20 protein-coding genes are annotated in these 23,270 nt (G+C 72.0%); 10 read left to right on the top strand and 10 right to left on the bottom strand.

Annotated features, from left to right (window positions below; genetic code table 11):
* Positions 1–36 precede the first annotated feature (36 nt).
* The 4 genes from BLT52_RS09200 to BLT52_RS09185 all read left to right on the top strand — a co-directional run bounded on the left by BLT52_RS09200 (position 37) and on the right by BLT52_RS09185 (position 4,679).
* A complete protein-coding gene (locus BLT52_RS09200) occupies positions 37–1,434 on the top strand; it encodes an FAD-binding oxidoreductase (protein ID WP_231946576.1) in 1,398 nt (465 codons plus the stop codon).
* 42 nt (positions 1,435–1,476) lie between these two features.
* Entirely contained in the window at positions 1,477–2,226 is a 750-nt protein-coding gene (locus BLT52_RS09195) for a decaprenylphospho-beta-D-erythro-pentofuranosid-2-ulose 2-reductase (protein WP_090592612.1), read from the top strand.
* A 69-nt stretch (positions 2,227–2,295) separates the two neighbouring features.
* Positions 2,296–3,462 carry a nucleotide sugar dehydrogenase gene (locus tag BLT52_RS09190; RefSeq protein WP_090592610.1) on the top strand — a complete coding sequence of 389 codons (1,167 nt, stop codon included), beginning with the start codon at positions 2,296–2,298 and terminating at the stop codon, positions 3,460–3,462.
* A 113-nt stretch (positions 3,463–3,575) separates the two neighbouring features.
* The gene (locus BLT52_RS09185) at positions 3,576–4,679 is read left to right on the top strand and encodes a GNAT family N-acetyltransferase (protein ID WP_090592608.1); all 1,104 of its coding nucleotides are present in this window, start codon (positions 3,576–3,578) and stop codon (positions 4,677–4,679) included.
* A 9-nt stretch (positions 4,680–4,688) separates the two neighbouring features.
* Here the strand turns inward: BLT52_RS09185 and BLT52_RS09180 are convergent, their stop codons facing one another.
* Genes BLT52_RS09180 through BLT52_RS09170 form a run of 3 tightly spaced genes read right to left on the bottom strand, consistent with a single transcriptional unit; the run spans position 4,689 to position 8,366 of the window.
* Positions 4,689–5,696 (bottom strand): ABC transporter permease, encoded by a 1,008-nt coding sequence (locus tag BLT52_RS09180; protein WP_197679266.1) that lies wholly within the window; start codon positions 5,694–5,696, stop codon positions 4,689–4,691.
* The gene (locus BLT52_RS09175) at positions 5,693–6,583 is read right to left on the bottom strand and encodes a carbohydrate ABC transporter permease (RefSeq protein ID WP_090592606.1); all 891 of its coding nucleotides are present in this window, start codon (positions 6,581–6,583) and stop codon (positions 5,693–5,695) included. The genes BLT52_RS09180 and BLT52_RS09175 overlap by 4 nt, the downstream gene beginning before the upstream one ends.
* Positions 6,584–6,608: 25 nt before the next feature.
* On the bottom strand, positions 6,609–8,366 hold the full coding sequence (locus tag BLT52_RS09170; protein ID WP_090592604.1) for a type 2 periplasmic-binding domain-containing protein: 1,758 nt from the start codon (positions 8,364–8,366) through the stop codon (positions 6,609–6,611).
* A gap of 322 nt (positions 8,367–8,688) precedes the next feature.
* Here BLT52_RS09170 and BLT52_RS09165 point away from each other — a divergent pair, with 322 nt between their 5' ends.
* Entirely contained in the window at positions 8,689–9,960 is a 1,272-nt protein-coding gene (locus tag BLT52_RS09165; protein WP_090592602.1) for an alpha-L-fucosidase, read from the top strand.
* 21 nt (positions 9,961–9,981) lie between these two features.
* On the opposite strand, the gene BLT52_RS09160 is transcribed toward BLT52_RS09165, so the two are convergent.
* From BLT52_RS09160 to BLT52_RS09150, 3 genes are all read right to left on the bottom strand, one after another.
* On the bottom strand, positions 9,982–11,313 hold the full coding sequence (locus tag BLT52_RS09160) for an enolase C-terminal domain-like protein (RefSeq protein WP_269457592.1): 1,332 nt from the start codon (positions 11,311–11,313) through the stop codon (positions 9,982–9,984).
* Between the two features lie 5 nt (positions 11,314–11,318).
* Complete coding sequence (gene kdgD, locus BLT52_RS09155) at positions 11,319–12,236, bottom strand: 5-dehydro-4-deoxyglucarate dehydratase (RefSeq protein ID WP_090592600.1); 918 nt, start codon at positions 12,234–12,236, stop codon at positions 11,319–11,321.
* 104 nt (positions 12,237–12,340) lie between these two features.
* The gene (locus tag BLT52_RS09150) at positions 12,341–13,270 is read right to left on the bottom strand and encodes a LysR family transcriptional regulator (protein WP_090592597.1); all 930 of its coding nucleotides are present in this window, start codon (positions 13,268–13,270) and stop codon (positions 12,341–12,343) included.
* Between the two features lie 200 nt (positions 13,271–13,470).
* On the opposite strand from BLT52_RS09150, the gene BLT52_RS09145 reads away from it, so the two are divergent.
* On the top strand, positions 13,471–14,733 hold the full coding sequence (locus BLT52_RS09145; protein ID WP_090592596.1) for a glucarate dehydratase family protein: 1,263 nt from the start codon (positions 13,471–13,473) through the stop codon (positions 14,731–14,733).
* Between the two features lie 10 nt (positions 14,734–14,743).
* On the opposite strand, the gene BLT52_RS09140 is transcribed toward BLT52_RS09145, so the two are convergent.
* From BLT52_RS09140 to BLT52_RS09130, 3 genes are all read right to left on the bottom strand, one after another.
* Complete coding sequence (locus BLT52_RS09140; RefSeq protein ID WP_090592593.1) at positions 14,744–15,109, bottom strand: YciI family protein; 366 nt, start codon at positions 15,107–15,109, stop codon at positions 14,744–14,746.
* Positions 15,110–15,188: 79 nt separating this feature from the next.
* On the bottom strand, positions 15,189–15,869 hold the full coding sequence (locus BLT52_RS09135; protein WP_090592591.1) for a FadR/GntR family transcriptional regulator: 681 nt from the start codon (positions 15,867–15,869) through the stop codon (positions 15,189–15,191).
* Positions 15,866–16,993, bottom strand: coding sequence for an L-talarate/galactarate dehydratase (locus BLT52_RS09130; RefSeq protein WP_090592589.1), 1,128 nt, complete (start codon positions 16,991–16,993; stop codon positions 15,866–15,868). Before BLT52_RS09130 ends, BLT52_RS09135 begins: the two co-directional genes overlap by 4 nt.
* 72 nt (positions 16,994–17,065) lie before the next feature.
* On the opposite strand from BLT52_RS09130, the gene BLT52_RS09125 reads away from it, so the two are divergent.
* The 4 genes from BLT52_RS09125 to BLT52_RS09110 all read left to right on the top strand — a co-directional run bounded on the left by BLT52_RS09125 (position 17,066) and on the right by BLT52_RS09110 (position 21,167).
* Entirely contained in the window at positions 17,066–18,352 is a 1,287-nt protein-coding gene (locus tag BLT52_RS09125) for an alpha-hydroxy acid oxidase (protein WP_090592587.1), read from the top strand.
* Positions 18,353–18,393: 41 nt separating this feature from the next.
* Positions 18,394–19,320, top strand: a complete 927-nt coding sequence (locus BLT52_RS09120; protein WP_197679265.1) for an AEC family transporter — start codon at positions 18,394–18,396, stop codon at positions 19,318–19,320.
* A gap of 133 nt (positions 19,321–19,453) precedes the next feature.
* Positions 19,454–20,542, top strand: coding sequence for a mandelate racemase/muconate lactonizing enzyme family protein (locus BLT52_RS09115; protein ID WP_090592583.1), 1,089 nt, complete (start codon positions 19,454–19,456; stop codon positions 20,540–20,542).
* A 73-nt stretch (positions 20,543–20,615) separates the two neighbouring features.
* Positions 20,616–21,167, top strand: a complete 552-nt coding sequence (locus tag BLT52_RS09110; protein WP_090592580.1) for a hemerythrin domain-containing protein — start codon at positions 20,616–20,618, stop codon at positions 21,165–21,167.
* An 81-nt stretch (positions 21,168–21,248) separates the two neighbouring features.
* On the opposite strand, the gene BLT52_RS09105 is transcribed toward BLT52_RS09110, so the two are convergent.
* Positions 21,249–22,988, bottom strand: coding sequence for a S49 family peptidase (locus BLT52_RS09105; protein ID WP_090592579.1), 1,740 nt, complete (start codon positions 22,986–22,988; stop codon positions 21,249–21,251).
* Positions 22,989–23,270: the final 282 nt, after the last annotated feature.

Genomic DNA, 23,270 nt, shown 5'->3' with positions numbered 1-23,270 from the left:
CCCGCAGCAGTTGCCGACGTCGGGGAAGATGGACCGGTGAGCGCTCCGACGATCCCGCCGTCCCCGCCGGTCGAGGCACCGGCCACGCTGCCCCTCCACGGCTGGGGCCGCACCGCCAGCACCCGCGCCCAGGTCTCGGCCGTCGACTCCGTCGCCGACGCCGTCGCGGCCCTCCGCCAAGCCGGCTCCCGGGGCGTCATCGCCCGCGGTCTCGGCCGCAGCTACGGCGACGCCGCCCAGAACGGCGGCGGCCTCGCGCTGGACTTCACGAGGCTGAACCGCATCCTCACCCTGGACGCCGAGGGCGAGCCGGCCACCGTGGTGGTGGAGGCCGGGGTCAGCCTGGACGCCCTGATGAAGGCCGCGCTCCCCCTCGGGCTGTGGATCCCCGTCCTCCCCGGCACCCGTCAGGTCACCATCGGCGGGGCCATCGGCGCCGACGTCCACGGCAAGAACCACCACAGCCAGGGCAGCTTCGGCGACCACGTGCTGAGCATGGACCTGCTGCTGGCCGACGGCGAGGTCCGCACCGTCCGTCCCGAGGGCGAGACCGCGAAGCTGTTCTGGGCCACCGTCGGCGGGATGGGGCTGACCGGTCTGGTGCTGCGGGCCACCATCGCCCTGCAGCGCGTCGAGTCCGCCTACTTCTCCGTCGACACCGACCGCACCCGCGACCTGGACGACACGCTGGAGCGGATGAGCGCCGGCGACGACGGCTACACCTACTCCGTCGCCTGGTTCGACGCCGTCACCCGCGGCCGCCACCTGGGCCGCGGCGTGCTGACCCGGGGCAACAAGGCCCGGGTGGACGAGCTGCCGGTGAAGCTGCGCCGCGACCCGCTCAAGTTCACCGCGCCGGCCTTCGGCACCATCCCCGACGTCTTCCCCAACGGCCTGGTCAACCGCGCCACCGGCAAGGCGTTCAGCGAGTTCTGGTACCGCAAGGCACCGGCCCACCGGGTCGGGGAGATCCAGAACATCACCCAGTTCTTCCACCCGCTGGACATCGTCGCGGAGTGGAACCGGGTCTACGGCTCCAACGGCTTCCTGCAGTACCAGTTCGTGGTGCCCTTCAGCGCCGAGGACGCCTTCCGCCGGGCGGTGGTGATGATCGCCGAGTCCGGGCACATCTCCTGCCTCAACGTGCTGAAGCGGTTCGGTCCCGGCAACGAGGGGCCGCTGTCGTTCCCCATGCCCGGGTGGACGCTCACCGTGGACCTCCCCATCACCGACGGGCTCGACCGGCTCTGCCGGCAGCTGGACGAGCTGGTGCTGTCCGAGGGCGGTCGCAACTACCTGGCCAAGGACTCCCGGCTCACCGCGGAGACGTTCGCCCGGATGTACCCGCGGCTGGAGGACTTCCTGGCCGTCCGGCGCGAGGTCGACCCCACCGGCGTCTTCACCTCCGACCTGTCCCGCCGCCTGCACCTCTGAGCGTCCTCGCGGACCCACCCCGACCGAACGAGAAGGACTGACATGGACGCCCTCGGCAACCCCCAGGCCGTGCTGCTGCTCGGCGGCACCTCCGACATCGCCCTGGCCATCGCGCGCCGCTACGCCGACGTCCGGCCGCGGCTGGTGCTGGCCGCCCGGGCCGGGGAGCGCCGCGACACCGCCGCGAGCGCGCTGACCGCCGAGGGGTTCACCGTGGAGACGGTCGACTTCGAGGCCCGGCGCACCGAGACCCACGCCGCCACGATCGAGCAGGCCTTCGCCGGTGGCGACATCGACCTCGCCGTGGTGGCCTTCGGCGTCCTGGGCGAGGCCGAGCGGGCCTGGACCGACGCCGAGCACGCCCTGGAGCTGGCCGAGGTGAACTTCACCGCCCCGGTGCACACCGGCGTCCTGCTGGCCGAGGCGATGCGCCGCCAGGGCCACGGCCAGATCGTGGTGCTCTCCTCGGTGGCCGGTGAGCGGGTGCGCCGCTCGAACTTCGTCTACGGCTCGACCAAGGCCGGCCTGGACGGCTTCTACCTCGGTCTGGGCGAGGCCCTGGCCCCGCACGGGGTGACGGTGCTGGTGGTGCGGCCCGGGTTCGTGCACTCCAAGATGACCGAGGGCCTGGACGCCGCGCCGCTGTCGGTGACCCCGGAGCAGGTGGCCGAGCAGACCGTCGCCGCCGCCCGGGCCGGCAAGGAGCTGATCTGGGTCCCCGGGGCGTTCCGCTGGGTGATGATGATCCTGCGCCACGTGCCCCGCGCGATCTTCCGCCGACTCCCCCTCTGAGCGCCCCCTCACGCCTCCCGTCGCACTAGCATGACGAGCGACCAGCCGCCGACCCCGGGAGAACCGCCCATGAAGATCGCCGTCGCCGGGACCGGTTACGTCGGACTGTCCAACGCCGCCGTGCTGGCCCAGCACCACGACGTGGTCGCCCTCGACATCGACGAGGCCAAGGTGGCGCTGGTCAACCAGCGCCGCTCCCCCATCGTGGAGCCCGAGCTGGAGGAGCACCTGGCCACCCAGGAGCTGTCGCTGGTGGCCACCACCGACAAGGAGACGGCCTACCGGGGCGCGGACTACGTGGTCATCGCCACCCCCACCGACTACGACCCCGACACCAACTACTTCGACACCTCCTCGGTGGAGAGCGTGCTCGCCGACGTGCTGGCCATCGAGCCGGGCGCGGTGGTGGTGATCAAGTCGACGGTGCCGGTGGGCTTCACCGCCAGGATGCAGGCGGAGCACCCCGACGCGTCCATCCTGTTCTCCCCGGAGTTCCTCCGCGAGGGCCGCGCGCTGCACGACACCCTGCACCCGTCACGGATCGTGGTGGGTGAGACCTCCCCGCGCGGCAAGGAGTTCGCCGAGCTGCTGCTGGAGGGCGCCCTGGACAAGGACGTCCCGGTGCTGCTGACCGGCTCGACCGAGGCGGAGGCGATCAAGCTCTTCGCCAACACCTACCTGGCGCTGCGGGTGGCCTACTTCAACGAGCTGGACTCCTTCGCCACCGCGCACGGTCTCGACACCCGCCAGATCATCACCGGCGTGGGGATGGACCCCCGGATCGGCTCGCACTACAACAACCCCTCCTTCGGCTACGGCGGCTACTGCCTGCCCAAGGACACCCGCCAGCTGCTGGCCAACTACCAGGACGTCCCGCAGAACCTGATCCTGGCGGTGGTCGAGGCGAACCAGACCCGGATGGACTTCGTGGTCGGGGACATCCTGCGCCGCTCCCCGGTGGTCGTCGGGGTCTACCGGCTGATCATGAAGAGCGAGTCCGACAACTTCCGCTCCTCCTCGGTGCAGGGCATCATGCAGCGGCTCAAGGACCACGGCATCGAGGTCATCGTGCACGAGCCGACGCTGGAGGAGCCGACGTTCCTGGGCTCGGAGGTGGTCGCCGACCTGGACGACTTCATCGCCCGCTCCGACGTCATCGTGGCCAACCGCCGCACCCCCGCCCTGGACGCCGCCGCCGACAAGGTCTACACGCGCGACATCTTCGGCCGCGACTGATCGCCGCCCTGCGGTGCTGGTCCGGCACCAACTGCCGTGCCGGATCTTCCCCGCTCCCGCTCTGACCGGCGAATGGGGTTGCCGTCGGGCGGCGGGGTGGAGAAGGTGCTCCGGTGAGCTTCCCTCCCCGCCGGTTCCCCGAGGACGTCCCCACGCTGGCAGACGGGGACGTCGTGCTGCGCGCCCACCGGCTCGAGGACGTGGACGCCGTGGTCGAGCAGTGCACCGACCCGCACTCGGTGCGCTGGACCACGGTGCCGCTGGGTTACGACGACGCGATGGCGCGGGACTGGATCACCAGCGCGATCCCGCAGGCCTGGGCCGGCGGCACCTCCCACCTGTTCGCGGTCGAGACCACCCACCCCGACGGCGTGCGGCGCTTCAGCGGCACGGTGGAGGTGCGCGCCCTCGACGGCGGGCGGGGCGAGGTCGCCTTCGGGGCCCACCCGGCCGTGCGCGGCACCGGGGCGATGCGGACGGCCGTCGAGCTGGTGCTCGACCACGCCTTCGACACCCTCGGTCTGCGGGCCGTGGTCTGGTGGACCGAGGTCGGCAACTGGGGCTCACGGACCCTCGCCTGGAGCACCGGGTTCCGGGTCAGCGACGGCGTCGTGCCGCGCTACCTGGACCACCGCGACGAGCTGGTGGACGCCTGGGTGGGAACGCTGGCCCCCACCGAGCGGGCCCAGCGCCACCCCGCGGAGGTGCCCGTGCTCGAGACCGACCGGCTGGTGCTGCGGGGCCACCGGCGCAGCGACGACGTCCGCGTCGCCGAGGGCTGCGCCGACCCGCTCACCCAGCACTGGCTGTCGCACCTCCCCTCCCCCTACACCCTCGCCGACGCCGCCGCGTTCCGGCTGGCCACCCGCACCGGCGCCCTGGACGGCCGGACCTGGGCGGTGGTCGAGCGCGACCGCGACCTGCTGGTGGGGACCGTCGGCGTCCACGGCCACTCGGACGGCCTCGAGCTCGGCTACTGGACCCACCCCGACGCCCGCGGCCGCGGCCTCACCACCGAGGCCGTCTCCCGGGTGGTCCAGCACCTGCTGACCGACCACCCTCCGCGCCGGTTGATCATCCGGGCGGCGGAGGGCAACGCCGCCTCGCTGGCCGTGGCCGGGGCCTGCGGGTTCACCCGCTGCGGGCGGACGACCGGGACGGCCCGGCGCCGCGACGGCACCGGAGGTGACCACGTCGTGCTGGAACGCCCCTGCTGACCACCCCGCTCAGAACAGGCTCTGCTTGGCCACCCTCCGCGCCAGCCAGTTCGCCAGCAGGATCATCACCAGCGAGATGATCGACTTGAACAACCCGATCGCGGTGGCGTAGGAGTACTGCGGGATCTGGGAGTTGAAGGCCACCTGGTAGGCGTAGGTGTCGATCACCTGCGAGACCGACGTGTTCAACGGGGTCTGCATCAGCAGCACCTTCTCGAACCCGGTGCTGAGGATCTGCCCCATGTTCAGGATGAGCAACGTGATGGTGACCGGCAGGATGCTGGGGAGGTCGATGTGCCACATCCTGCGCAGCACGCCCGCCCCGTCCACCCGTGCCGCCTCGTGCAGCTCCGGGTCCACACCGGCCAAGGCGGCCAGGTAGATGATCGCGGAGTAACCGAGGGTCTGCCAGGCACCCGACCACACGTAGGTGTGGCGGAACATCTCGGGGCCGAGGAAGTCGATCGGCTCGCCGGTCAGCTCGCGGATCGGCACGTTGACGATGCCGGTGTTGGGTGAGAAGAGCATCAGCACGATGCCCACCAGCACCACGACGGAGATGAAGTAGGGCGCGTAGGTGATCATCTGGACCGTCTTGCGGAACCGGGCGTTGCGCACCTGGTTGAGCAGCAGGGCCAGCAGGATGGGCAGCGGGAAGAGGGCCACCAGCGCGTACAGGTTCAGCACGATGGTGTTCCACAGCACCGGCCAGAAGAGGTAGGAGTCGACGAACTGGTTGACGTACTTCATCCCCGCCCACGGGCTGGCGGTGATGCCCTTCATGATGTTGAAGTCCTTGAACGCCAGCTGCAGCCCGTACATCGGCCAGTACAGGAACAGCACGCAGTAGATGATCGGGGGGATCAGCAGCACGTACAGCTGCCAGCTCCGCCGCAGCCTCCTGCCGAGGCCCGTCCGCCGCCGCGGCTCCTGCTCGCCGACCGACTCGACCAGCTCGTCCGCGGTCAGCGCCACCGCGGTCAGCTCCCGCGGGCTCACCTGCTCGCGCGCGCTCACTTGATCGACCCGATCAGCGCGCCCTTGACGAAGTGCTTCTGGACGAACGGGTAGGCGATCAACGGCGGGATCATCGCGATCACGATCATGGCGTACTTCAGCTTGTCGAACAGCTCTCGTCGTCGCAGGATCTCGGACACGTCGCCGCCACCGATCATCGCGGGGTTGACCTGGCTCTGCGCGAGCAGCTCGCGCAGCACCAGCTGGATCGGCGCCAGGTCCGGGGAGTTGGTGTAGAGGAACGCCGAGAACCAGCCGTTCCACTGCGCCAGCCCGTAGAACAGCAGGTTGACCGCGATGATCGGCTTGGACAGCGGGAGCGCGACCCGGAAGAAGAAGTTGAAGTCGCTCGCCCCGTCGACCTTGGCCGCCTCGAGCATCTCGTGGGGGACGCTCATCTTGTAGAAGGTCCGGGTGATGATCACGTTGAACACGCTCATCGCCCCCGGCAGCAGGATGGCCCACCGCGTGTCCAGCAGACCCATCTGCCGCACCACGATGTAGGTCGGGACGATGCCCGCCGACACCAGGGTGGGGATCAGGAAGAAGAACGTGAGCGACTTGCGGAACGGCAGGTCGTCACGGGAGACGGCGTAGCCGGCCAGCACCGTCAGCACGGTCCCGATCAGTGCTCCGAACACGGTGTAGAAGATCGAGTTGAGAAATCCCGTGATCAGGCCGGGGGAGGCCAGCACCGTCGCGTAGGCCTCGGCGTTGAAGCCCACCGGCCAGAGGTAGACCTCCTGGTTGGCGATCGCCTGCGCGCTGGAGAAGGACGCGCTGACCACGAAGACCAGCGGGTACAGCACCAGGATCGTGAAGACCGAGAGCACCGCGATGTTCAGCGTGTGGAAGGTCCGGTCGCCGGCGGTCTCCCTGATCTTCATCGGCTCACCTCCCCCAGCGCGCTGCTCACTGCGGGCGGGTGTCGTAGGCGGCCTGGTGGGACTGCAGGTAGGCGTCCATCCCCATGGCGCTGAACTGGTCGGTGTAGGACTGCCAGTCGGCGTCGGAGCTGGGGTCGCGGTCCCCCAGCGCGAACTCGGCCAGGGCCGTCTTCACCGCCGAGTTGATCGCCGTCGCGGTGTCGGCCACCGCCGCGCTGTCGGCGTCGGAGATGATCAGCGGCGGGAGCTGCATCTCCTGCGGCTCGGCGAAGGCCTCGTAGCCCTGACCGGCCTCGTACAACCCGGCCTCGAAGGTCGGTGCACTCGCATCCACCTTCTCCCCCAGGCGGAAGTCCGAGGTGCGGTACATCACCGCGTACTGGCTCCACGACTGCCCCGTCGGCGCCGGGAAGAGCTTGTTGGAGAACAACGAGGTCTTGCCGTTGATGCCCTCCCCGGAGGGGTCGAAGGTCCAGTTGTCGTCCTGGACGCCGGCGTAGCTCCACATCGTGGCCTCGAGGTCCATCTGGTAGTCAGCCCACTGGACCAGCTTGCCGGGGTCGGCGCAGGTCGAGGTGATCTGCAGGCCGTCGGTGGCGTAGCCGTAGTAGTTCCAGCCGGTGTACTGCACACCACCAGGGCCCTGCAGCGGGGGGACGGCCACGTAGTCGCGCCAGGGAGCGTCCATGTCCAGGGCCACCGGGTTGAAGAACGAACCCCACCAGTAGGAACGGGTGAAGCCCACCAGACCCTTGTTCCCGTTCTGCTGCAGCTCGGTGTCCTTCATGGTGAACGTCGCCCGGGTGAGGGTGCCGTCCTGCCCCAGCTGGTGCAGGTACCTCAGCCCCTCCCGCCACTCCGGGGTGTTGGCCACGAACTTGACGGCACCGCCGTCGAGGCTCAGCCAGCCACCGAGCTGGTTCCCACCGGGGTTGTAGGTGAAGGCGTTCATGAAGTACGTGTCGATCGGGGTGGACTCGGACGAGGCGAAGGGCATGAAGCCCGACTTGCCCGACGGGTTGCTGTTCTTGAACTCCAGCAGCACCTCGCGCAGCTCCTCGGTGGTCTGCGGCATCGAGGCCCCGATGTCGTCCAGGTAGGTCTGCGACACCCAGGCCCGGTTGTTGGAGGAACGGCAGTGGTAGCAGTCGTTGACCCCGAGCATCGTGTAGAGCTTGTTGTCGGTCCCGGCCTTCAGCCCGCGGAGGTCCGGGTACTCGCTCATCGCCTGCCTGGTCATCGGGGCGTAGGTCTCGATCAGGTCGTCGAGGGCGACGAAGACACCCTGCTGACCGTAGAGGGAGAGCTGGGCGGTGGTGAACGGGATGCCGAGGAAGGCGTCGGGCAGGTCCCCGCTCGCCAGCATCGCGTTGATCTTGGTCATGTCGATCGAGCCGTCGGTCCCGCGCACCAGCACCGGCACGTACTCCACCTTGAGCCCGGTCCGGCGCTCCATCTCGATGCTCGTCTTGTTGGTCGTCCAGTCCCCCACCGTGGTGGCGTCCTGGGGCACCACCACGCGGAAGGTGGTGGTGCCGTCGCCGAAGGGCGCGCGGTCGTGGGCGCGGGGACCGACGTAGCCGTCGGGGTAGGTGACGTCGGGACGCGGTTCACCCAGCTCGATCTTGGGCACGTCCTCGACGCCCTGCGGGCTCGCTGGGTCAGCTGCTTCCCCGGAGCAGGCCGCGAGCGCCGGCCCGAGGGCCAGGGCCCCGAGGCCCACCGCGGATCCGCGCAGCACGTCCCGTCGGGTCACCTTCGGGGTGAAGAACTCTGAGGTCATTGGGCACTTCCTTGTGGCCAGGGCCGAACTTCTCCGACCTTTGTCCCGAAGCATCCGATGTTTGAGCGAGTTGCGCAACCACTTCGGACCGACGATCTCGAACCTCGTCACTTTGCTGGCGCATCACCCAGCCGAAGGGCCTGAGCGCGCAGAACTGATCGGGCGTGCTCTCCACCTCCGCATCCGACGCCGGCGGTCCACCCGTCGAGGAGGGGGTGGACGGCGGCCCTGAGCTCGTGGAAGCATGAGAGGCATTGACGAGTGATCTGATGACTGAGGATCACCGCGACGACCGCCGCAGCGGAGCGAGAGGAAGGCAGCGATGCCCGAGGACCAGGCCTGGTTCACCCACGACCGGTTCGGGATGTTCGTCCACTGGGGGCTGTACAGCCTGCTCGCCCGCCACGAGTGGGTGCAGAACCGCGAGCGGATCGAGCCGGAGCGCTACGAGCGGTACGCCGAACGCTTCGTGGTGGACCGCTACGACCCCACCCGGTGGGCCGAGGCCGCGGCCGCGGCGGGGATGAAGTACGTCGTCCTGACCACCAAGCACCACGAGGGCTTCTGCCTCTGGGACTCCGCCCTGACCGACTACAGGTCCACGAACACCCCGTTCGGTCGGGACGCGGTGGCCGAGTTCGTGGCAGCCGTCCGCGGAGCCGGGCTCAAGGTCGGCTTCTACCACTCGCTGATCGACTGGCACCACCCGGACTTCCCGATCGACGAGGTGCACCCGCTGCGCGACCACCCCGACGCGGCCGCGCTCAACGAGGGGCGCGACATCGCCCGCTACCGGGAGTACCTGCACGGGCAGGTCCGCGAGCTGCTCACCGGCTACGGCGAGATCTCCTACCTCTTCTACGACTTCTCCTACCCCCACCTGTCCAGCGAGCGCTTCCCCGGCAAGGGACGCGCGGACTGGGGGTCCGAGGAGCTGATGGCGCTCACCCGCGAGCTGCAGCCGGGCATCGTCGTCAACGACCGACTCGACATCCCCGGCGACCTCGTCACCCCCGAGCAGTACCAGCCATCCGCCCCGATGCTGCGCGACGGGGAGCCGGTGGTCTGGGAGGCCTGCCAGACCATCAACGGGAGCTGGGGCTACGACCGGGACAACCTGGACGCCAAACCGGTGGACCTGCTGATCCGGATGCTGGTGGACGGGGTCGCCAAGGGCGGCAACCTGCTCCTCAACGTCGGCCCCAACGGGCGCGGCGAGATCGACCCGCCGGACCTGGCTCGGCTGGCCGAGATCGGGGCCTGGATGGACCTGCACGCCGACTCGGTCCACGGCGCGGGTCCCTCCTCGTTCACCGCACCGCCCGGGACGACGTTCACCCAGAACGGTGACCGGCTCTTCCTGCACCTGCTGACCTGGCCGATGCGCCACGTCCACATCCCCGACCTGGCCGGGCGGATCGCCTACGCCCAGCTGATGAACGACGCCTCGGAGGTGGCCTTCACCGAGGCCGACCCGGACAAGGTGGCGCAGAACACCGAGATGGGCGGTCAGCCCGCCGGGACGGTGACGCTCACCCTCCCGGTCCGACCGCCGCAGGTGGCCCTGCCCGTGGTGGAGATCTTCCTCAGGTAGGTCGCCACCCGCGCCGGGACGTCAGCGGACGAGGCAGGGCCGCTTGGGGTCGAAGGTCCACCCCGGCACCAGGTGCTGCATGGCCACGGCGTCGTCGCGGGCGCCGAGGCCGTGCTCGCGGTAGAGCTCGTGCGCCTCGGCCAGCCGCTCCCGGTCCAGCTCCACTCCCAGGCCGGGGGCGGTGGGCACGTCGATCGCCCCGTCGCGGATCTGCAGCGGCGCGGTGGTCAGACCCTGGCCGTCCTGCCAGATCCAGTGGGTGTCCAGGGCGGTGATCTCCCCCGGCGCCGCGGCGGCGACGTGGGTGAACATGGCCAGCGAGACGTCGAAGTGGTTGTTGGAGTGCGAGCCCCAGGTCAGCCCGAACTCGTGGCAGAGCTGGGCCACCCGGACCGAGCCGGCCATGGTCCAGAAGTGCGGGTCGGCCAGCGGGATGTCCACGGCGTCGGTCCGGATGGCGTGAGCCATCTGGCGCCAGTCGGTGGCGATCATGTTGGTCGCCGTCCGCAGCCCGGTGGCGCGCTTGAACTCCGCCATCACCTCGCGGCCGGAGTAGACGCCCTCGGCGCCGCACGGGTCCTCGGCGTAGGCCAGCACGTCACCCAGCCCGCGGCAGAGCCGGATGGCGTCGGCCAGCAGCCAGCCGCCGTTGGGGTCCAGGGTGATCCGGGCGTCGGGGAACCGCCGGGCCAGCGCGGTGACGGCCTCGACCTCCTCCTCACCGGCCAGCACGCCGCCCTTGAGCTTGAAGTCGCTGAAGCCGTAGCGCTGCTGGGCCGCCTCGGCCAGGGCGACCACGGCCGCGGGCGTCATCGCCTCCTCGCGGCGGAGCCGGGTCCAGTCGTCCTGGACCCCGTCCACGCCGTCCCCGCGGACGTAGGGCAGGTCCGTGCGGTCGGGGTCGCCGACGTAGAACAGGTAGCCCAGCATCGGCACCCGGTCACGCTGCTGGCCGTCACCCAGCAGCTCGGCCACCGGTACCCCGTCGGCCTGTCCGGCCAGGTCCAGCAGCGCCGACTCGAGCGCGGTCACGGCGTGCACGGTGGTGCGCAGGTCGAAGGTCTGCAGCCCGCGCCCGCCGGCGTCCCGGTCGGCGAAGGCGGCCGCGACCTGGCGGAGCAGGCTGCGGAACCGCGCCACGGGCTGGTCGGCCAGCAGCCGCCCGGCCTCCTCGATGGTGCTGCGGATGGCCTCCCCACCCGGCACCTCCCCCAGCCCGGTACGTCCCTCGGAGTCGGTGACGACGGTGATGTTGCGGGTGAAGTACGGCCCGTGGGCCCCGCTCAGGTTGAGCAGCATCGAGTCGTGCCCGGCGACCGGGACGACCTCGACCGAGGCGATGGTGGCTCCCACGGCGATCAGCCCGCGATCGGGAGGACGAGCTCGGCGAGCTCGGCCAGCTCGTCACCGGTCAGGTTGGTCAGCGGCGGGCGGACGGGTCCGGCCGGACGTCCCACGACCTGCAGACCGGCCTTGACGATGGAGACCGCATAGCCCTTGGACCGGTCCCGGAGCCGGGTGTAGGGGATCACGAACTCGTTCAGCCGGCGGTAGACCTCGGTGTGGTCCTGGGCCCGCACCGCGGCGTAGAACTCCAGGGCGAACTCGGGCACGAAGTTGAAGATGGCCGAGGAGTAGGTGGTGACGCCGAGCTGCAGCAGCGGCAGCGCGAAGGTCTCCGCGGTGGGGAGGCCGCCGATGTAGACCAGCCGGTCCCCCATCCGGGCGTAGGTGCGGGTCATCTGCTCGATGTTGCCGACGCCGTCCTTGAAGCCGACCAGGTTGGGGTTGCGGTCGCAGGCCACCTCGACGGCCTCGTCCAGCAGCACCGCGTTGGCCCGGCTGTAGTAGACGACCCCCAGGCTGGTGGCTGCGCAGATGGCCGAGACGTGGTCGACCAGACCGGCCTGGCTGGCCTCGGACAGGTAGGGCGGCATCAGCAGGATGCCGCTGGCCCCGGCCTCCTCGGCCGCCCGGACCTGGGCCACCGCGTTGGCGGTGGAACCGGTGGCGGGGGCGAGCACGGGCACCGCGCCGGCGACGCCCTCGACGGCGGTGCGCACCACCCGGGTGCTCTCCTCCAGGGTCAGCGAGAACCCCTCACCGGTACCGCCGGCGGCGAACAGCGCGGCGACGTCGTAGCCGCTCTGCCACTCCAGGTGCTCGCGGTAGGCGGCCTCGTCGAAGGAGAGGTCGGCGGCGAAGTGCGTCACCGGGAAGGAGAGCAGGCCGCCGCCCAGGGTGGCGGCGAGCTCGGAGGGGGTCTGCGCAGGCACGTCAGCGGTCCTTGTCTGGGCGGGTGCGCGGCGAGGGTCGCCGACGCGTCCTCCCACCGTAGACAACCGGATCGATACCCGTCCAACACCTCTGACGCATGGCTTCATGCCCTCACGGCATCACCACCGGCGGCCTGCTGCACCAGGTGCAGGATCCGGCGCAGCAGCGGCGTCAGCCCACCCCGGGACCAGATGGCGTGCAGCTCCACCGGGCGGGCAGGGTCGCTGTCGGCGTGGGCCCCGGCCAGGTCCACCAGCGGCTTGTGCACCACCCCGGCCACCCCCAGGGCCGCCGCGCTGGCCGGCACGAAGGCCACCCCCTGCCCGGCCGCCACCAGCAGCAGCGCGGTCAGCACCTGCTGGACGTGCTGCTCGGTGCGGGCCTGGCTGTTGAGCAGGAACCGGACCGACAGCTCGTGGAAGTAGCGGGCCTGGGTCGGGTGGTAGCCGATCACCGCCTGGGCGTCGAAGTCCTCCGGCCCGAGCGGACCCTCCACCCCGGCCAGCCGGTGGCCCACCGGGACGGCCGCGTGCAGCGGCTCGCGCGCCACCACCCGGGAGGACAGCGCACCGGTGTCGAAGGGCGGGCGGGCCAGACCGAGGTCGAGCTCACCGCGGCGCAGACCCTCCACCTGGGCGCCGCTGACCCGCTCGTGCAGGACGACCTCGACGTCGGGCAGGTCCTGCTCCAGCAGGCCGAGCAGCGGTCCCAGCACCCCGATCGCGGAGACGGCGGTGAAGCCGAGGTGGACGGTGCCGGCCGAGCCGCCCTCCACCCGCCGGGCGTGGGCCACGGAGGCCTCCACGGTGGCCACCATCCGGTAGGCGTCGTCCAGGAAGGCCGTGCCGGCCGCCGTCAGGGACACCCCGCGGCTGCCGCGCTCGAGCAGCCGGGCACCCACCCCGCGCTCCAGCTTCTGCACCTGGCGCGACAGCGGGGGCTGGGTCATCTGCATCCGCTCCGCGGCCCGGCCGAAGTGGAGCTCCTCGGCCACGGCGATGAAGCAGCGGACCTGGTCCAGGGTGATGCTCATGCAGGGAAGGTATCCGGCCATGCCGATCAGACGTTGGACAGGCATCGCACAAGCCTCGTACGGTCGGCTCAACCGGCCGGACGGCCGACCACCCCGGTGACCAAGGAGTGAGGCGCCATGCCCTCCCGTGCTCTTCGTCCGCACCCCTGCCCGCTCCTGCCGACCGCGGGCGTCCGCGGGTCCGTCGCCGGGGCGACCCGATGAGCTCGCGGATCTCCCGGGTGGTGGTGACCCCGGTCGCCTTCGCCGACCCGCCGCTGCTCAACGTGGTCGGCGTCCACCAGCCCTACGCCCTGCGCGCGATGGTCGAGGTGCACACCGACGCCGGCAGCCTCGGGCTCGGTGAGACCTACGCCGGCGAGCTGCACCTGGAGCGGCTGCGAGCCGTCGGGCAGGCGCTGGGCGGGCACGACCCGTACGACCTGAACGGGCTGCGCCGCGTGGTGGTGGAGACCCTGGGCCGGGAGACCGGTGGCGGGTCGGACAGCGTCGGCGGGATGCTCGCCATCGACTCCGCGGTGGACCAGGTGTTCTCCCCGTTCGAGGTGGCCTGCCTGGACCTGCAGGGCCGCGAGACCGGGCGACCGGTCTCGGACCTGCTCGGCGGCGCGGTCCGCGACCGGGTCCCGTTCAGCGGCTACCTGTTCTACAAGTGGGGCGCCCACCCCGGCCAGGACGCCGACGAGTGGGGCGAGGCGCTGACCCCGGAGCAGGTCGTGGCCCAGGCCCGCCGGATGGTCGACGGCTGGGGCTTCGGCTCGCTGAAGCTCAAGGGCGGCGTGCTGCCCCCGGACCAGGAGTGCGAGGCGGTCGAGGCGCTGGCCGACGCCTTCCCCGGCGTGCCGCTGCGGCTGGACCCCAACTGCGGCTGGACGGTGGAGACCTCGCTGCAGGTGGCCGACCGGCTCGGTGGGGTGCTGGAGTACCTCGAGGACCCCACCCTGGGCATCGACCGGATGGCCCAGGTGCGCGCCCGCACCTCCCTCCCGCTGGCCACCAACATGTGCGTGATCGCCTTCGACCACGTCCCGCCGGCGGTCCGGGAGGGTGCGGTGGACGTCATCCTCTCCGACCACCACCTGTGGGGCGGGCTGCGCCGCTCCACGCTGCTGGCCGGGATCTGCGACACCTTCGGGCTGAGGCTGTCCATGCACAGCAACTCCCACCTGGGGGTCAGCCTGGCCGCGATGACGCACCTGGCCGCCGCCACCCCGAACCTCACCTACGCCTGCGACACCCACTACCCGTGGAAGACCGAGGACGTGGTGCTCCCCGGGGTGCTGGAGTTCGTCGACGGCTCGGTGCCGGTGCCCACGGGCGCTGGGCTGGGCGTGGAGCTGGACCGCGACGCGCTCGGACGGCTGCACGATCAGTACCTCTCCAGCGGCATCCGCGCCCGCGCCGACACCGCCTACATGCAGACGGTGCAGCCCGACTTCACCCCCAACACGCTGCGCTGGTGAGCGGGACCCGTCAGGGGTTCCGCGGGCGGTCCGGGCGGGGCGAGAACAGACGCACCTCCTGCGGCCAGCCGCACCCCTCGGCGATCCGCCCGGCCCACATCCGGGCGGTCGCCTCGTCGGGCACGTCGACGATGGTGAGACCACCCAGGACCTCCGTGGTCTCGGTGTAGGGCCCCTCGGAGAAGGTGAGCGTGCCGCTGGTGGCGTCGGCGCTGAACGCGGGCGCGCCCTCCACCAGACCGCCGGCGTAGACCAGGACGCCAGCGGCCTCCATGTCGTGCACCACGGCCACCGACGGCTCCACCCGGCTGCGGAACCACTCCTCGGTGTGGTCCCCGACCCACTGCTGGTTGAAGTAGATGAGGTACTCGGGCACTGCTCCTCCTCGGCTCGCGGCGGACCCGCTGCCCGCCGTCACCACCATGACGTGCGAGGGGTGCCCGGATCGACAGCGGTCAGGCGGGGCTGAGACGGCGGCGGGTGCTGGCCAGGTGGACGCGCATCGCGGCCCGGGCGCCGTCGGCGTCACCGGCCAGCACGGCGGCGGCGATCGCCTGGTGCTCGCGGCGGAGGCGGTCGGCGGAGGCGGTCTCGCTGGGTGAGTGCTCCTCCCCCAGCCGGGTCCGCGGGAGCATGATCATCATCGGTCCGAGGGAGTCCAGCAGGTCGACGAAGAACCGGTTGCCGCTGGCCCGGGCCACCGCCCGGTGGAAGGCGAAGTCGGCCTCCACGGCGTGCTCGGGGGCCTCGTCGTCGAGGGCGGCCAGCGCCTCCTCCACCCCCACCCGGGACGTCGCCGACAGCCGGCGCGCGGCCAGCGATGCCGCCTCGCACTCCACCCCGAGCCGGAAGTCGATCATGTCCAGCACGTCGGCCGACGTCCGCAGCGCCGAGGCCTGCAGGGTGAACGGCGACGGCTCGGGGACGGCCAGCACGAAGGAGCCGCGGCCCTGGAAGGTCTCCACCAGCCCCTCGGCCTGCAGCCGGGAGACCGCCTCGCGCACCACCGTCCGGGAGACCCCGAAGGTGGCGATCAGGCTGGACTCCGAGGGCAACCTCGCCCCCGGGGCCAGCTCTCCGGCCAGGATCTGCTCCTTGACGCCGGCCACCACCTGCTGGGCCAGGGTGCCGGTCACCCGCGCGGGCTCCCGAAGCTCGCCGTGGCCACGGTGTGGGCCCGCATCTGCTCGCTCAGGGTGAAGCCGAGTCCCGGGCGGTCGGGCAGCCACATCCGGCCGTCGCGGATCTCCATCCGCTCCTCGAACAGCGGGTTCAGCCACTCGAAGTGCTCCACCCACGGCTCGGTCGGGTAGGCCGCGGCCAGGTGCATGTGGATCTCCATCGCGTAGTGCGGGGCCAGCGCGAGACCGGCCTGGGACGCGAGGGTGGCGAAGCGGAGGAAGGGCGTGATGCCGCCGATCCGGGGGGCGTCGGGCTGCACGATGCCCCGGTAGCCGGCCTCCAGCAGGGCCAGGTGCTCCGGCACGGAGGTCAGCATCTCCCCGGTGGCGATCGGGGTGTCGAAGGTGTGGCTGAGGTCGGCGTGGCCCTGGGCGTCCCAGGCGTCCAGCGGCTCCTCCACCCAGACCAGGTCGTAGGCCTCGAGCTCCCGGCACATCCGCCGGGCCCGGGCCCGGTCCCACTGCTGGTTGGCGTCGACCATCATCGGGGTCGCGCCGAGGTGCTCGCGGACCGCAGCCACCCGCTCCAGGTCGGTGCGCCAGTCGGGCTGGCCGACCTTGATCTTGATGCCGCCGATGCCGGCCTCCAGCGAGGCGGTGGCCTTCTCCTTGATCTCCTCCACCGAGGCCTGCAGGAAGCCGCCGGAGGTGTTGTAGACCCGGCAGGAGTCCCGGTAGGCGCCGAGCAGCTTGGCCAGCGGCAACCCGGCCCGGCGGGCCTTGAGGTCGTGCAGGGCGACGTCCAGGGCGGCGATGGCCTGGGTGGCCACGCCCGAGCGCCCGACCGAGGCCCCGGCCCAGAGCAGGGAGTCGTAGACCTTGGCGATGTCGGAGGGGTCCTGCCCGATGGCCACGTCGGCGATCTCGCAGAGGTGGGCGTACTGCGCCGGCCCGCCGGCCCGCTTGGAGTAGCTGAACCCCATCCCCTCCACGCCGTCGGTGGTGGTCACCTCGGCGAACAGCAGCACCACCTCGGTCAGCGGCTTCTGCCGGCCGGTGAGGACCTTGGCGTCACTGACCGGGTTCTCCAGCGGCAGCACGACCGAGGAGAGCTGGAGGGAGGCGATGGAGTCGGGCACGGGCGTTCTCCTCGGGTCGAACCACTTGTATGATGAGTCCAGAAGTTATCCGATGAGTGTCCTGGAGGCAAGATGTCCGAAGAGGTCCCGACCTCGGTCGTCCCCGACGCCGCGCCGGTCCGCCGTCGCTCCGCCCCGGTGCCGACCCGCCGACGGCTCCCCCGCTGGCGCGACGTGGAGCCCTTCCTCGTCACCCGGCCCTGGCACCGCGAGGCGGCCGAGCGCCGCCTCGGCCGCTGCGTCACCGTCGACGACGTCGAGCGGCTGGCCCGCCGCCGCGTCCCGGGTGCGGTCTTCGACTACGTGCACAGCGGCGCGGAGTCGGAGGTCTCGCTGGACCGCAACCGCGAGGCCTTCCGCAGCCTCGAGCTGCGACCCACCTCCTACGGCCAGGTCGGGGACCCCGACACCTCCAGCACCGTGCTCGGCCGTCGGGTGCCGTTCCCGCTCGCCCTGGCCCCCACCGGCTACACCCGGCTGAGCCACCACAGCGGTGAGCGCGCGGTGGCCGCGGCCGCAGCTGCGGCGGGGGTGCCCTACACGCTCTCCACCTACGGCACCACCTCGATCGGCGACGTCGCCGCCGCCGCGCCGCAGGGGCGGAACTGGTACCAGTTCTACGTGATGGCCGACCGGGCGGTCTCCGAGCAGCACCTGCGGGAGGCCAAGGCCCACGGCTACGAGGCCGCCATGATGACCATCGACACCAGCACCACCGGGCTCAAGGTCAAGGACGTCCGCAACGGCTTCGCCATCCCGCCGCAGCTCACCGCCCGCACCTTCGCCGACCTGGCGCGCCACCCCGGCTGGGTGGCCAACATCCTGACCACCGAGCCGCTGCGCTTCGCCACCTTCCCCGAGGGCTCCCCCTACGGGCGCTGGGGGATGTCGAACGTGCTCCGCGAGCAGGGGCTGCGGCCCTCCGACGTCACCTGGCTCAAGGAGGCCTGGGGAGGCCCGGTGGTGGTCAAGGGCGTGCTCTCGGTCGAGGACGCCATCCAGTCCGTGGACGCCGGCGCGGACGCGGTCGTGCTCTCCAACCACGGCGGGCGCCAGCTGGACCGCTCCCCGGTGCCGCTGGAGCTGCTGCCGGCGGTGGTGGACGCCGTCGGCGACCGGGCCGAGGTCTACATCGACTCCGGCGTGCGGAGCGGGGCCGACGTGGTCGCCGCGCTGGCCCTCGGAGCCACCGCCGCGCTGATCGGGCGTCCGTACCTCTACGGGCTGATGGTCGGTGGGCAGGCCGGGGTGGACACGGTGATCGACATCCTCGCATCGGAGATGGTGCGCACGATGTCCCTGCTGGGGGTCTCGACCATCGCGGAGCTCGGTCCGCAGCACGTCCGGCTCCGGCGGTGACCGCCCGCCCGCCACGGCCGGCGGGCGGCTGAGTGGGGTCGGTGGTCGTCGGCTTCACCACGATCCTGGTGGTGGTGCTGGTGGGCCTGCTGCTGGCGCACCTGCGGATCATCGACGCCCGCGGCCAGCGGGTGATCGCCGACCTGTCCTTCTTCGCCGCCCTCCCCGCGCTGATGGTGCTGACCATCAGCCGGGTGGAGCTGGACCGGGAGCTGGCGGCCAACCTGGTGGCCTCGACCGCCTCGCTGGCCGCGGTGCTCACCGTCTACGCGCTGGTCTCCTGGTTGGCATGGCGACGACCGGCCGGGGAGACGCTGATCGGGGCGCTGTCCTCGGGCTACGTCAACGCCGGCAACCTTGGCATCGCGGTGACCGGCTACGTCCTCGGCGACCCCTCGGTGGTGGTCCCGACGCTGCTGCTGCAGCTGCTGCTGGTCCAGCCCGCGAGTCTCGCCGCGCTGGACCACCTGGCCGCCCGGGACCGGTCCCGGGCCGGTCCCGCACGCAGGACGTCCCCCTGGCGGCGGGTGCTGACCAACCCGCTGACCCTCGCCTCCGCGGCCGGGGTGGTGCTGGCGGCCACCGGCTGGCCGCTACCGCTGGTGGTCGAGGCGCCGCTGTCGCTGCTGGCCGGGGCCGCGATCCCGGCGATGCTGATCAGCTACGGCATCTCGCTGCGGCTCAACCCGCCCCCGGGACGCTCCGGGCACAACGCGCAGGTGGGGCTGGCCACGACCCTCAAGCTGGGAGTGCAGCCCGTCGTCGCCTGGCTGGTGGCCGGCTCGCTCGGGCTCGAGGGAGCGGTCCTGCTCGGGGTGGTGATGACCGCCGCCCTGCCCACGGCACAGAACATCTTCCTGCTCTCCACCCGCTACCGGACCGGTGAGGCGGTGGCTCGCGAGGTGATCGCGGTCACCACGCTGACCTGCCTGCCGGTCAGCCTGCTGATCGCCCTGCTGCTGGGCTGAGCGGAGGGGTCTCGGCCCCTCCACGGGCGCGGTCGATCCCCTACGATGCGCGGCAGGAGCCCTCGAGCGCCCGGCCCGTGACCCGCGGACGCGGCTGCCCCGGCTCCTGCTCCGCCGACGCCGAGGAGACCCGATGCCCACCATCACCGCCGCCCGCGCACGGCTGGTCGACGTCGAGGTGGAGACCGTCCGCACCGACGCCGTCCAGGCCTTCCTCAAGCAGGAGACCCTGCTGGTGGAGATCGACACCGACGACGGGCTGACCGGGACCGGCTACTCCTACACCATCGGCACGGGTGGCCGGGCCGTGCTCTCGATGCTGACCGACCACCTCCTGCCCCGGCTGCCCGGTCGGGAGGCGGCCACCGTGGAGGCTGTGTGGCAGGACCTGTTCGCCTCCACCCGCGCCACCACCGTGGGCGCGATCACCTCCCTGGCGCTGGCGGCGGTGGACACCGCGCTGTGGGACCTGCGGTGCCTGCGGGCCTCCGCCCCGCTGTGGCAGGTGGCCGGCGGCTTCTGCGCCGACGTGCCGCTCTACGACACCGAGGGCGGCTGGCTGCACCTGGGCACCGACGAGCTGGTGGCCGGGGCGCTGGCCTCGCAGCGGGCGGGGTGGGGCGGGGTGAAGCTCAAGGTCGGCAAGCCCCGGCTGCAGGAGGACCTGGAACGGCTCCGGGCGGTCCGGGCGGCGGTGGGTGACGGGCTGGACATCATGGTCGACGCCAACCAGTCGATGACCGCCGCCGAGGCCGTGCGCCGGGCCCGCGCCTTCGAGGAGGTGGACCTCTCCTGGTTCGAGGAGCCGCTGCCGGCCGACGACGTCTCCGGGCACGCGCACCTGGTGCGCTCCACCAGCATCCCGGTCGCGGTGGGTGAGTCGTTGTACTCACTCGGCCAGTTCCGCGACTACCTGCACCGCGGCGCCGCCTCGGTCGTCCAGGTCGACGTGGCCCGCGTCGGCGGCATCACGCCGTGGCTGAAGGTGGCCCACCTGGCCGAGGCCTACGACGTCGAGGTGTGCCCGCACTTCCTGATGGAGCTGCACGTCAGCCTGGTGGCGGCGGTCCCCAACGGTCGCTACGTCGAGCACATCCCGCAGCTGCGCGCCGTCACCGGTGCGGAGATGGGGATCAGCGGTGGCCGCGCCCACGCCCCGAGCCGCCCAGGCCTCGGCATCGACTGGGACCACGACGCCCTGGACGACCGCACCGTCGCCTGACCACCCCGCCCGACCGGGCGGTGAGGCTCACCTGACCGGTCGGCCCGGGCCCCGGTGCGGTAGGAGTGGGTCCATGACGACCTACGAGATCCCCCGCCCCACCTCCGGTGACGTGGTGGACGTCATCCTGGACGACCACCGCCTCTTCGAGACCCTGCTGCGCGAGCTGCGCAGCTCCGCCTCCGACCGCGAGGCGGCCCGCGCCGCCCTGTCGGAGGTGCTGATCGCCCACGGCGAGGCCGAGGAGGAGAAGGTCTACCAGCAGCTCCGCCGCAAGCACGCGATCGGCGAGGAGGAGGCCGAGCACGGCGAGGAGGAGCACGCCGAGGGCAACGAGGCGCTGCTGCAGCTGCTGGAGTGCACGGGCACCGACACCCAGAAGTTCGACGACGCGGTGGAGAACCTGGCCACGCTGCTCAACCACCACATCGGCGAGGAGGAGCAGACCATCCTCAACCCCGCCCGCGAGGAGGTCTCCGAGGAGGTCCGCGCGAAGCTCGGGGCGGACTGGCTGGCCCGTCGCAACGAGCTGCTGGAGCAGGGCTGCGGCTCGGTCGAGCAGGTCCGCGTCATCGTCGAGCGCGCCCACCAGGAGGGTGTGCTCCCCGCCGACGAGGAGGAGTGAGGCCGGACCCCACCCCCTGAGCGCCGACGGCGCCGACCCGTGACCGGGTCGGCGCCGTCGTGCGTCGGGCGGTGCTGCGGCTCAGCCGAGCGTCAGGCGCCAGGGCAGGGCGAGGACGCCGGGCAGCTGCAGCCCGCCGAGCCGGGCCAGCCGGGCCAGCGCGGCCTCCGGGCCGCCGGTCAGCAGCCCGGTCGGGGACGTCGGAGCGAGCCCCACCTGGCCCCGCGGGGACTCGCTGGAGCGGGCCGGGCGGAGCTGGGCCAGGAACGCCGACGCCGGGACCGCGCGGACCGCGACGTCGTCACGCCCCAGCCCGGCCAGCTCGCAGGCGCGGTCCAGGGCGAGTGAGGCCCCGCCCACGTGGTCGACCAGACCGCGCTCGGCGGCGTCGGCACCGGTCCAGACCCGTCCGCGGGCCAGCGGCTCCAGCGTCTCCAGCGGCAGCCCCCGGTCGGCCGCGGCCTTCTGGGTGAAGTCGGCGTAGACCTCGTCCAGCCAGGCGTCGAGCACCGCCCAGTCGGAGTCGTCGAAGCCGCGCAGGGTGCTGAACATCCCGGCCCGCTCCCCCGCCGTCATCTCCTCGCGGACCACGTCGATCTTGTCGGCCAGCCCGCGGGTCACCAGCTTGCCGGCCAGCACCCCGATCGAACCGGTGAGCGTCGCCGCCCCGGCCACCACCTCGGTGGCGCCCATGCTGACGAAGTACCCACCGGAGGCGGCGACGTCACCCATCACGGCGACCACCGGGCGTCCGGACTCGCGCAGCCGGACCACCTCACGGCGGATGGTGTCGGAGGCGACGTAGGAGCCGCCGGGGCTGTCGACACGGAGCACGACGGCCTTGACCTGCTCGTCGGCGGCGGCCGCCCGCAGGTGGGCGGCCACGGTGTCGGCGCCGGCCGACGGCTGGCCGAAGCCACCCGGCTGCCCGGGGCCGGTGACGATGGCGCCCTGGACGTTCACCACGCCGACGGCCGGCCGCTGCTTGTCGGTGAGGGAGCGCACCAGCCCGGCGGCGCCCTGCTCGCGGGCGTAGCGGTGGACGTAGTGCAGGTCGACCACGCGCTCGCCGTCGACCTCCTCGCCCCACTGCTCACGGACCCAGGCGTGCACCTCGTCGCGGTAACCGAGGTGGTCGACCAGGCCCAGCTCGGCGGCGCGGGCGGCGGTGAGCGGCGCGGTGTCCACCGCGGCCCGCACGTCCTCGACGGCCAGGCCGCGACGCTCAGCGACCCGGGTGACGGTGTCGTCCAGGACCGAGTCCGCGATGCGCTGCATCATCTCCCGCTGGGCGTCGGTGACCTCGCGGGCGGTGAACTGGTTGGCCGCGGTCTTGAACTCGTGGCGCTGGCCGAACTGGGGCTCGACCCCGGCCTTGTCGAGGGCGCCGCGGAGCAGCACCACCTGCAGCGCCACCCCGGTCAGCCCGAGGGCACCGCTGGGCTGCAGCCACACCTGCTGGGCCTGGCTGGCCAGCCGGTAGGCCGCCAGCCCGCTGGTCATCTCGCCGAAGGTCTCGGTGTGCGCCACGGTGGGCTTGGAGGCCCCGAACTCGGCGATCAGGGCGCCGACCTCGTCCGCCTCGGTGAGGCTCAGCGGGCAGTCACCGAGGTGCACCAGGAGGCCGGCCACCCGCTCGTCGCGGGCCCCGGCGCGCAGGCCCTCGCGGATCGAGCGCAGGCTCGGTGCGTGCAGCATCCGGAGCGCACGGCGGGGGTCCCAGGCCCCCGGGGCCACCAGGCCCCGGCTCAGGTCCAGCTCGAGGACGGTGGGCTGGCGGCGTCGGCGGAGTCGGTCACGGGCGGCGGTGGCGAGGTCCATGTGACGAGCGTAGGGGCCCGCTCCGACAAGCGGCCCTGAGCCGGCCCCTGGGTCGACCCCCGTTCCGGTGCCGAGCACCGGGTCTCGCCGGAGCTGGCCGGAGCCGGCCAGCGCCGGCCGGCGCCGGCCGGCGCCCATCGTCCGAGCTGACCCTTCCCCACGTTGCCCCACTTGCGAGCACTTCGCCCCTTCTACAGAGGGGGCGATGAACCCGAAGACGGGGCAGAGTGCGGTGTCTGACCGCCCACTGCGACCCTCCGACGAACCTGCGGCGCTCCGCCA

Origin of the sequence: Auraticoccus monumenti (assembly GCF_900101785.1) — a bacterium.
Lineage (GTDB): Bacteria > Actinomycetota > Actinomycetes > Propionibacteriales > Propionibacteriaceae > Auraticoccus > Auraticoccus monumenti.
Note: the sequence above shows the minus strand (reverse complement) of the source record. Positions and strands in the feature narration are given on the sequence as shown.

Coding starts and splice junctions, on each gene's coding strand:
- BLT52_RS09195 (WP_090592612.1), top strand. CDS start 1,477: ATGGACGCCCTCGGCAACCCCCAGGCCGTGCTGCTGCTCGGCGGCACC.
- BLT52_RS09190 (WP_090592610.1), top strand. CDS start 2,296: ATGAAGATCGCCGTCGCCGGGACCGGTTACGTCGGACTGTCCAACGCC.
- BLT52_RS09175 (WP_090592606.1), bottom strand. CDS start 6,583: ATGAAGATCAGGGAGACCGCCGGCGACCGGACCTTCCACACGCTGAAC.
- BLT52_RS09170 (WP_090592604.1), bottom strand. CDS start 8,366: ATGACCTCAGAGTTCTTCACCCCGAAGGTGACCCGACGGGACGTGCTG.
- BLT52_RS09165 (WP_090592602.1), top strand. CDS start 8,689: ATGCCCGAGGACCAGGCCTGGTTCACCCACGACCGGTTCGGGATGTTC.
- BLT52_RS09150 (WP_090592597.1), bottom strand. CDS start 13,270: ATGAGCATCACCCTGGACCAGGTCCGCTGCTTCATCGCCGTGGCCGAG.
- BLT52_RS09145 (WP_090592596.1), top strand. CDS start 13,471: ATGAGCTCGCGGATCTCCCGGGTGGTGGTGACCCCGGTCGCCTTCGCC.
- BLT52_RS09125 (WP_090592587.1), top strand. CDS start 17,066: ATGTCCGAAGAGGTCCCGACCTCGGTCGTCCCCGACGCCGCGCCGGTC.
- BLT52_RS09115 (WP_090592583.1), top strand. CDS start 19,454: ATGCCCACCATCACCGCCGCCCGCGCACGGCTGGTCGACGTCGAGGTG.
- BLT52_RS09110 (WP_090592580.1), top strand. CDS start 20,616: ATGACGACCTACGAGATCCCCCGCCCCACCTCCGGTGACGTGGTGGAC.
- BLT52_RS09105 (WP_090592579.1), bottom strand. CDS start 22,988: ATGGACCTCGCCACCGCCGCCCGTGACCGACTCCGCCGACGCCGCCAG.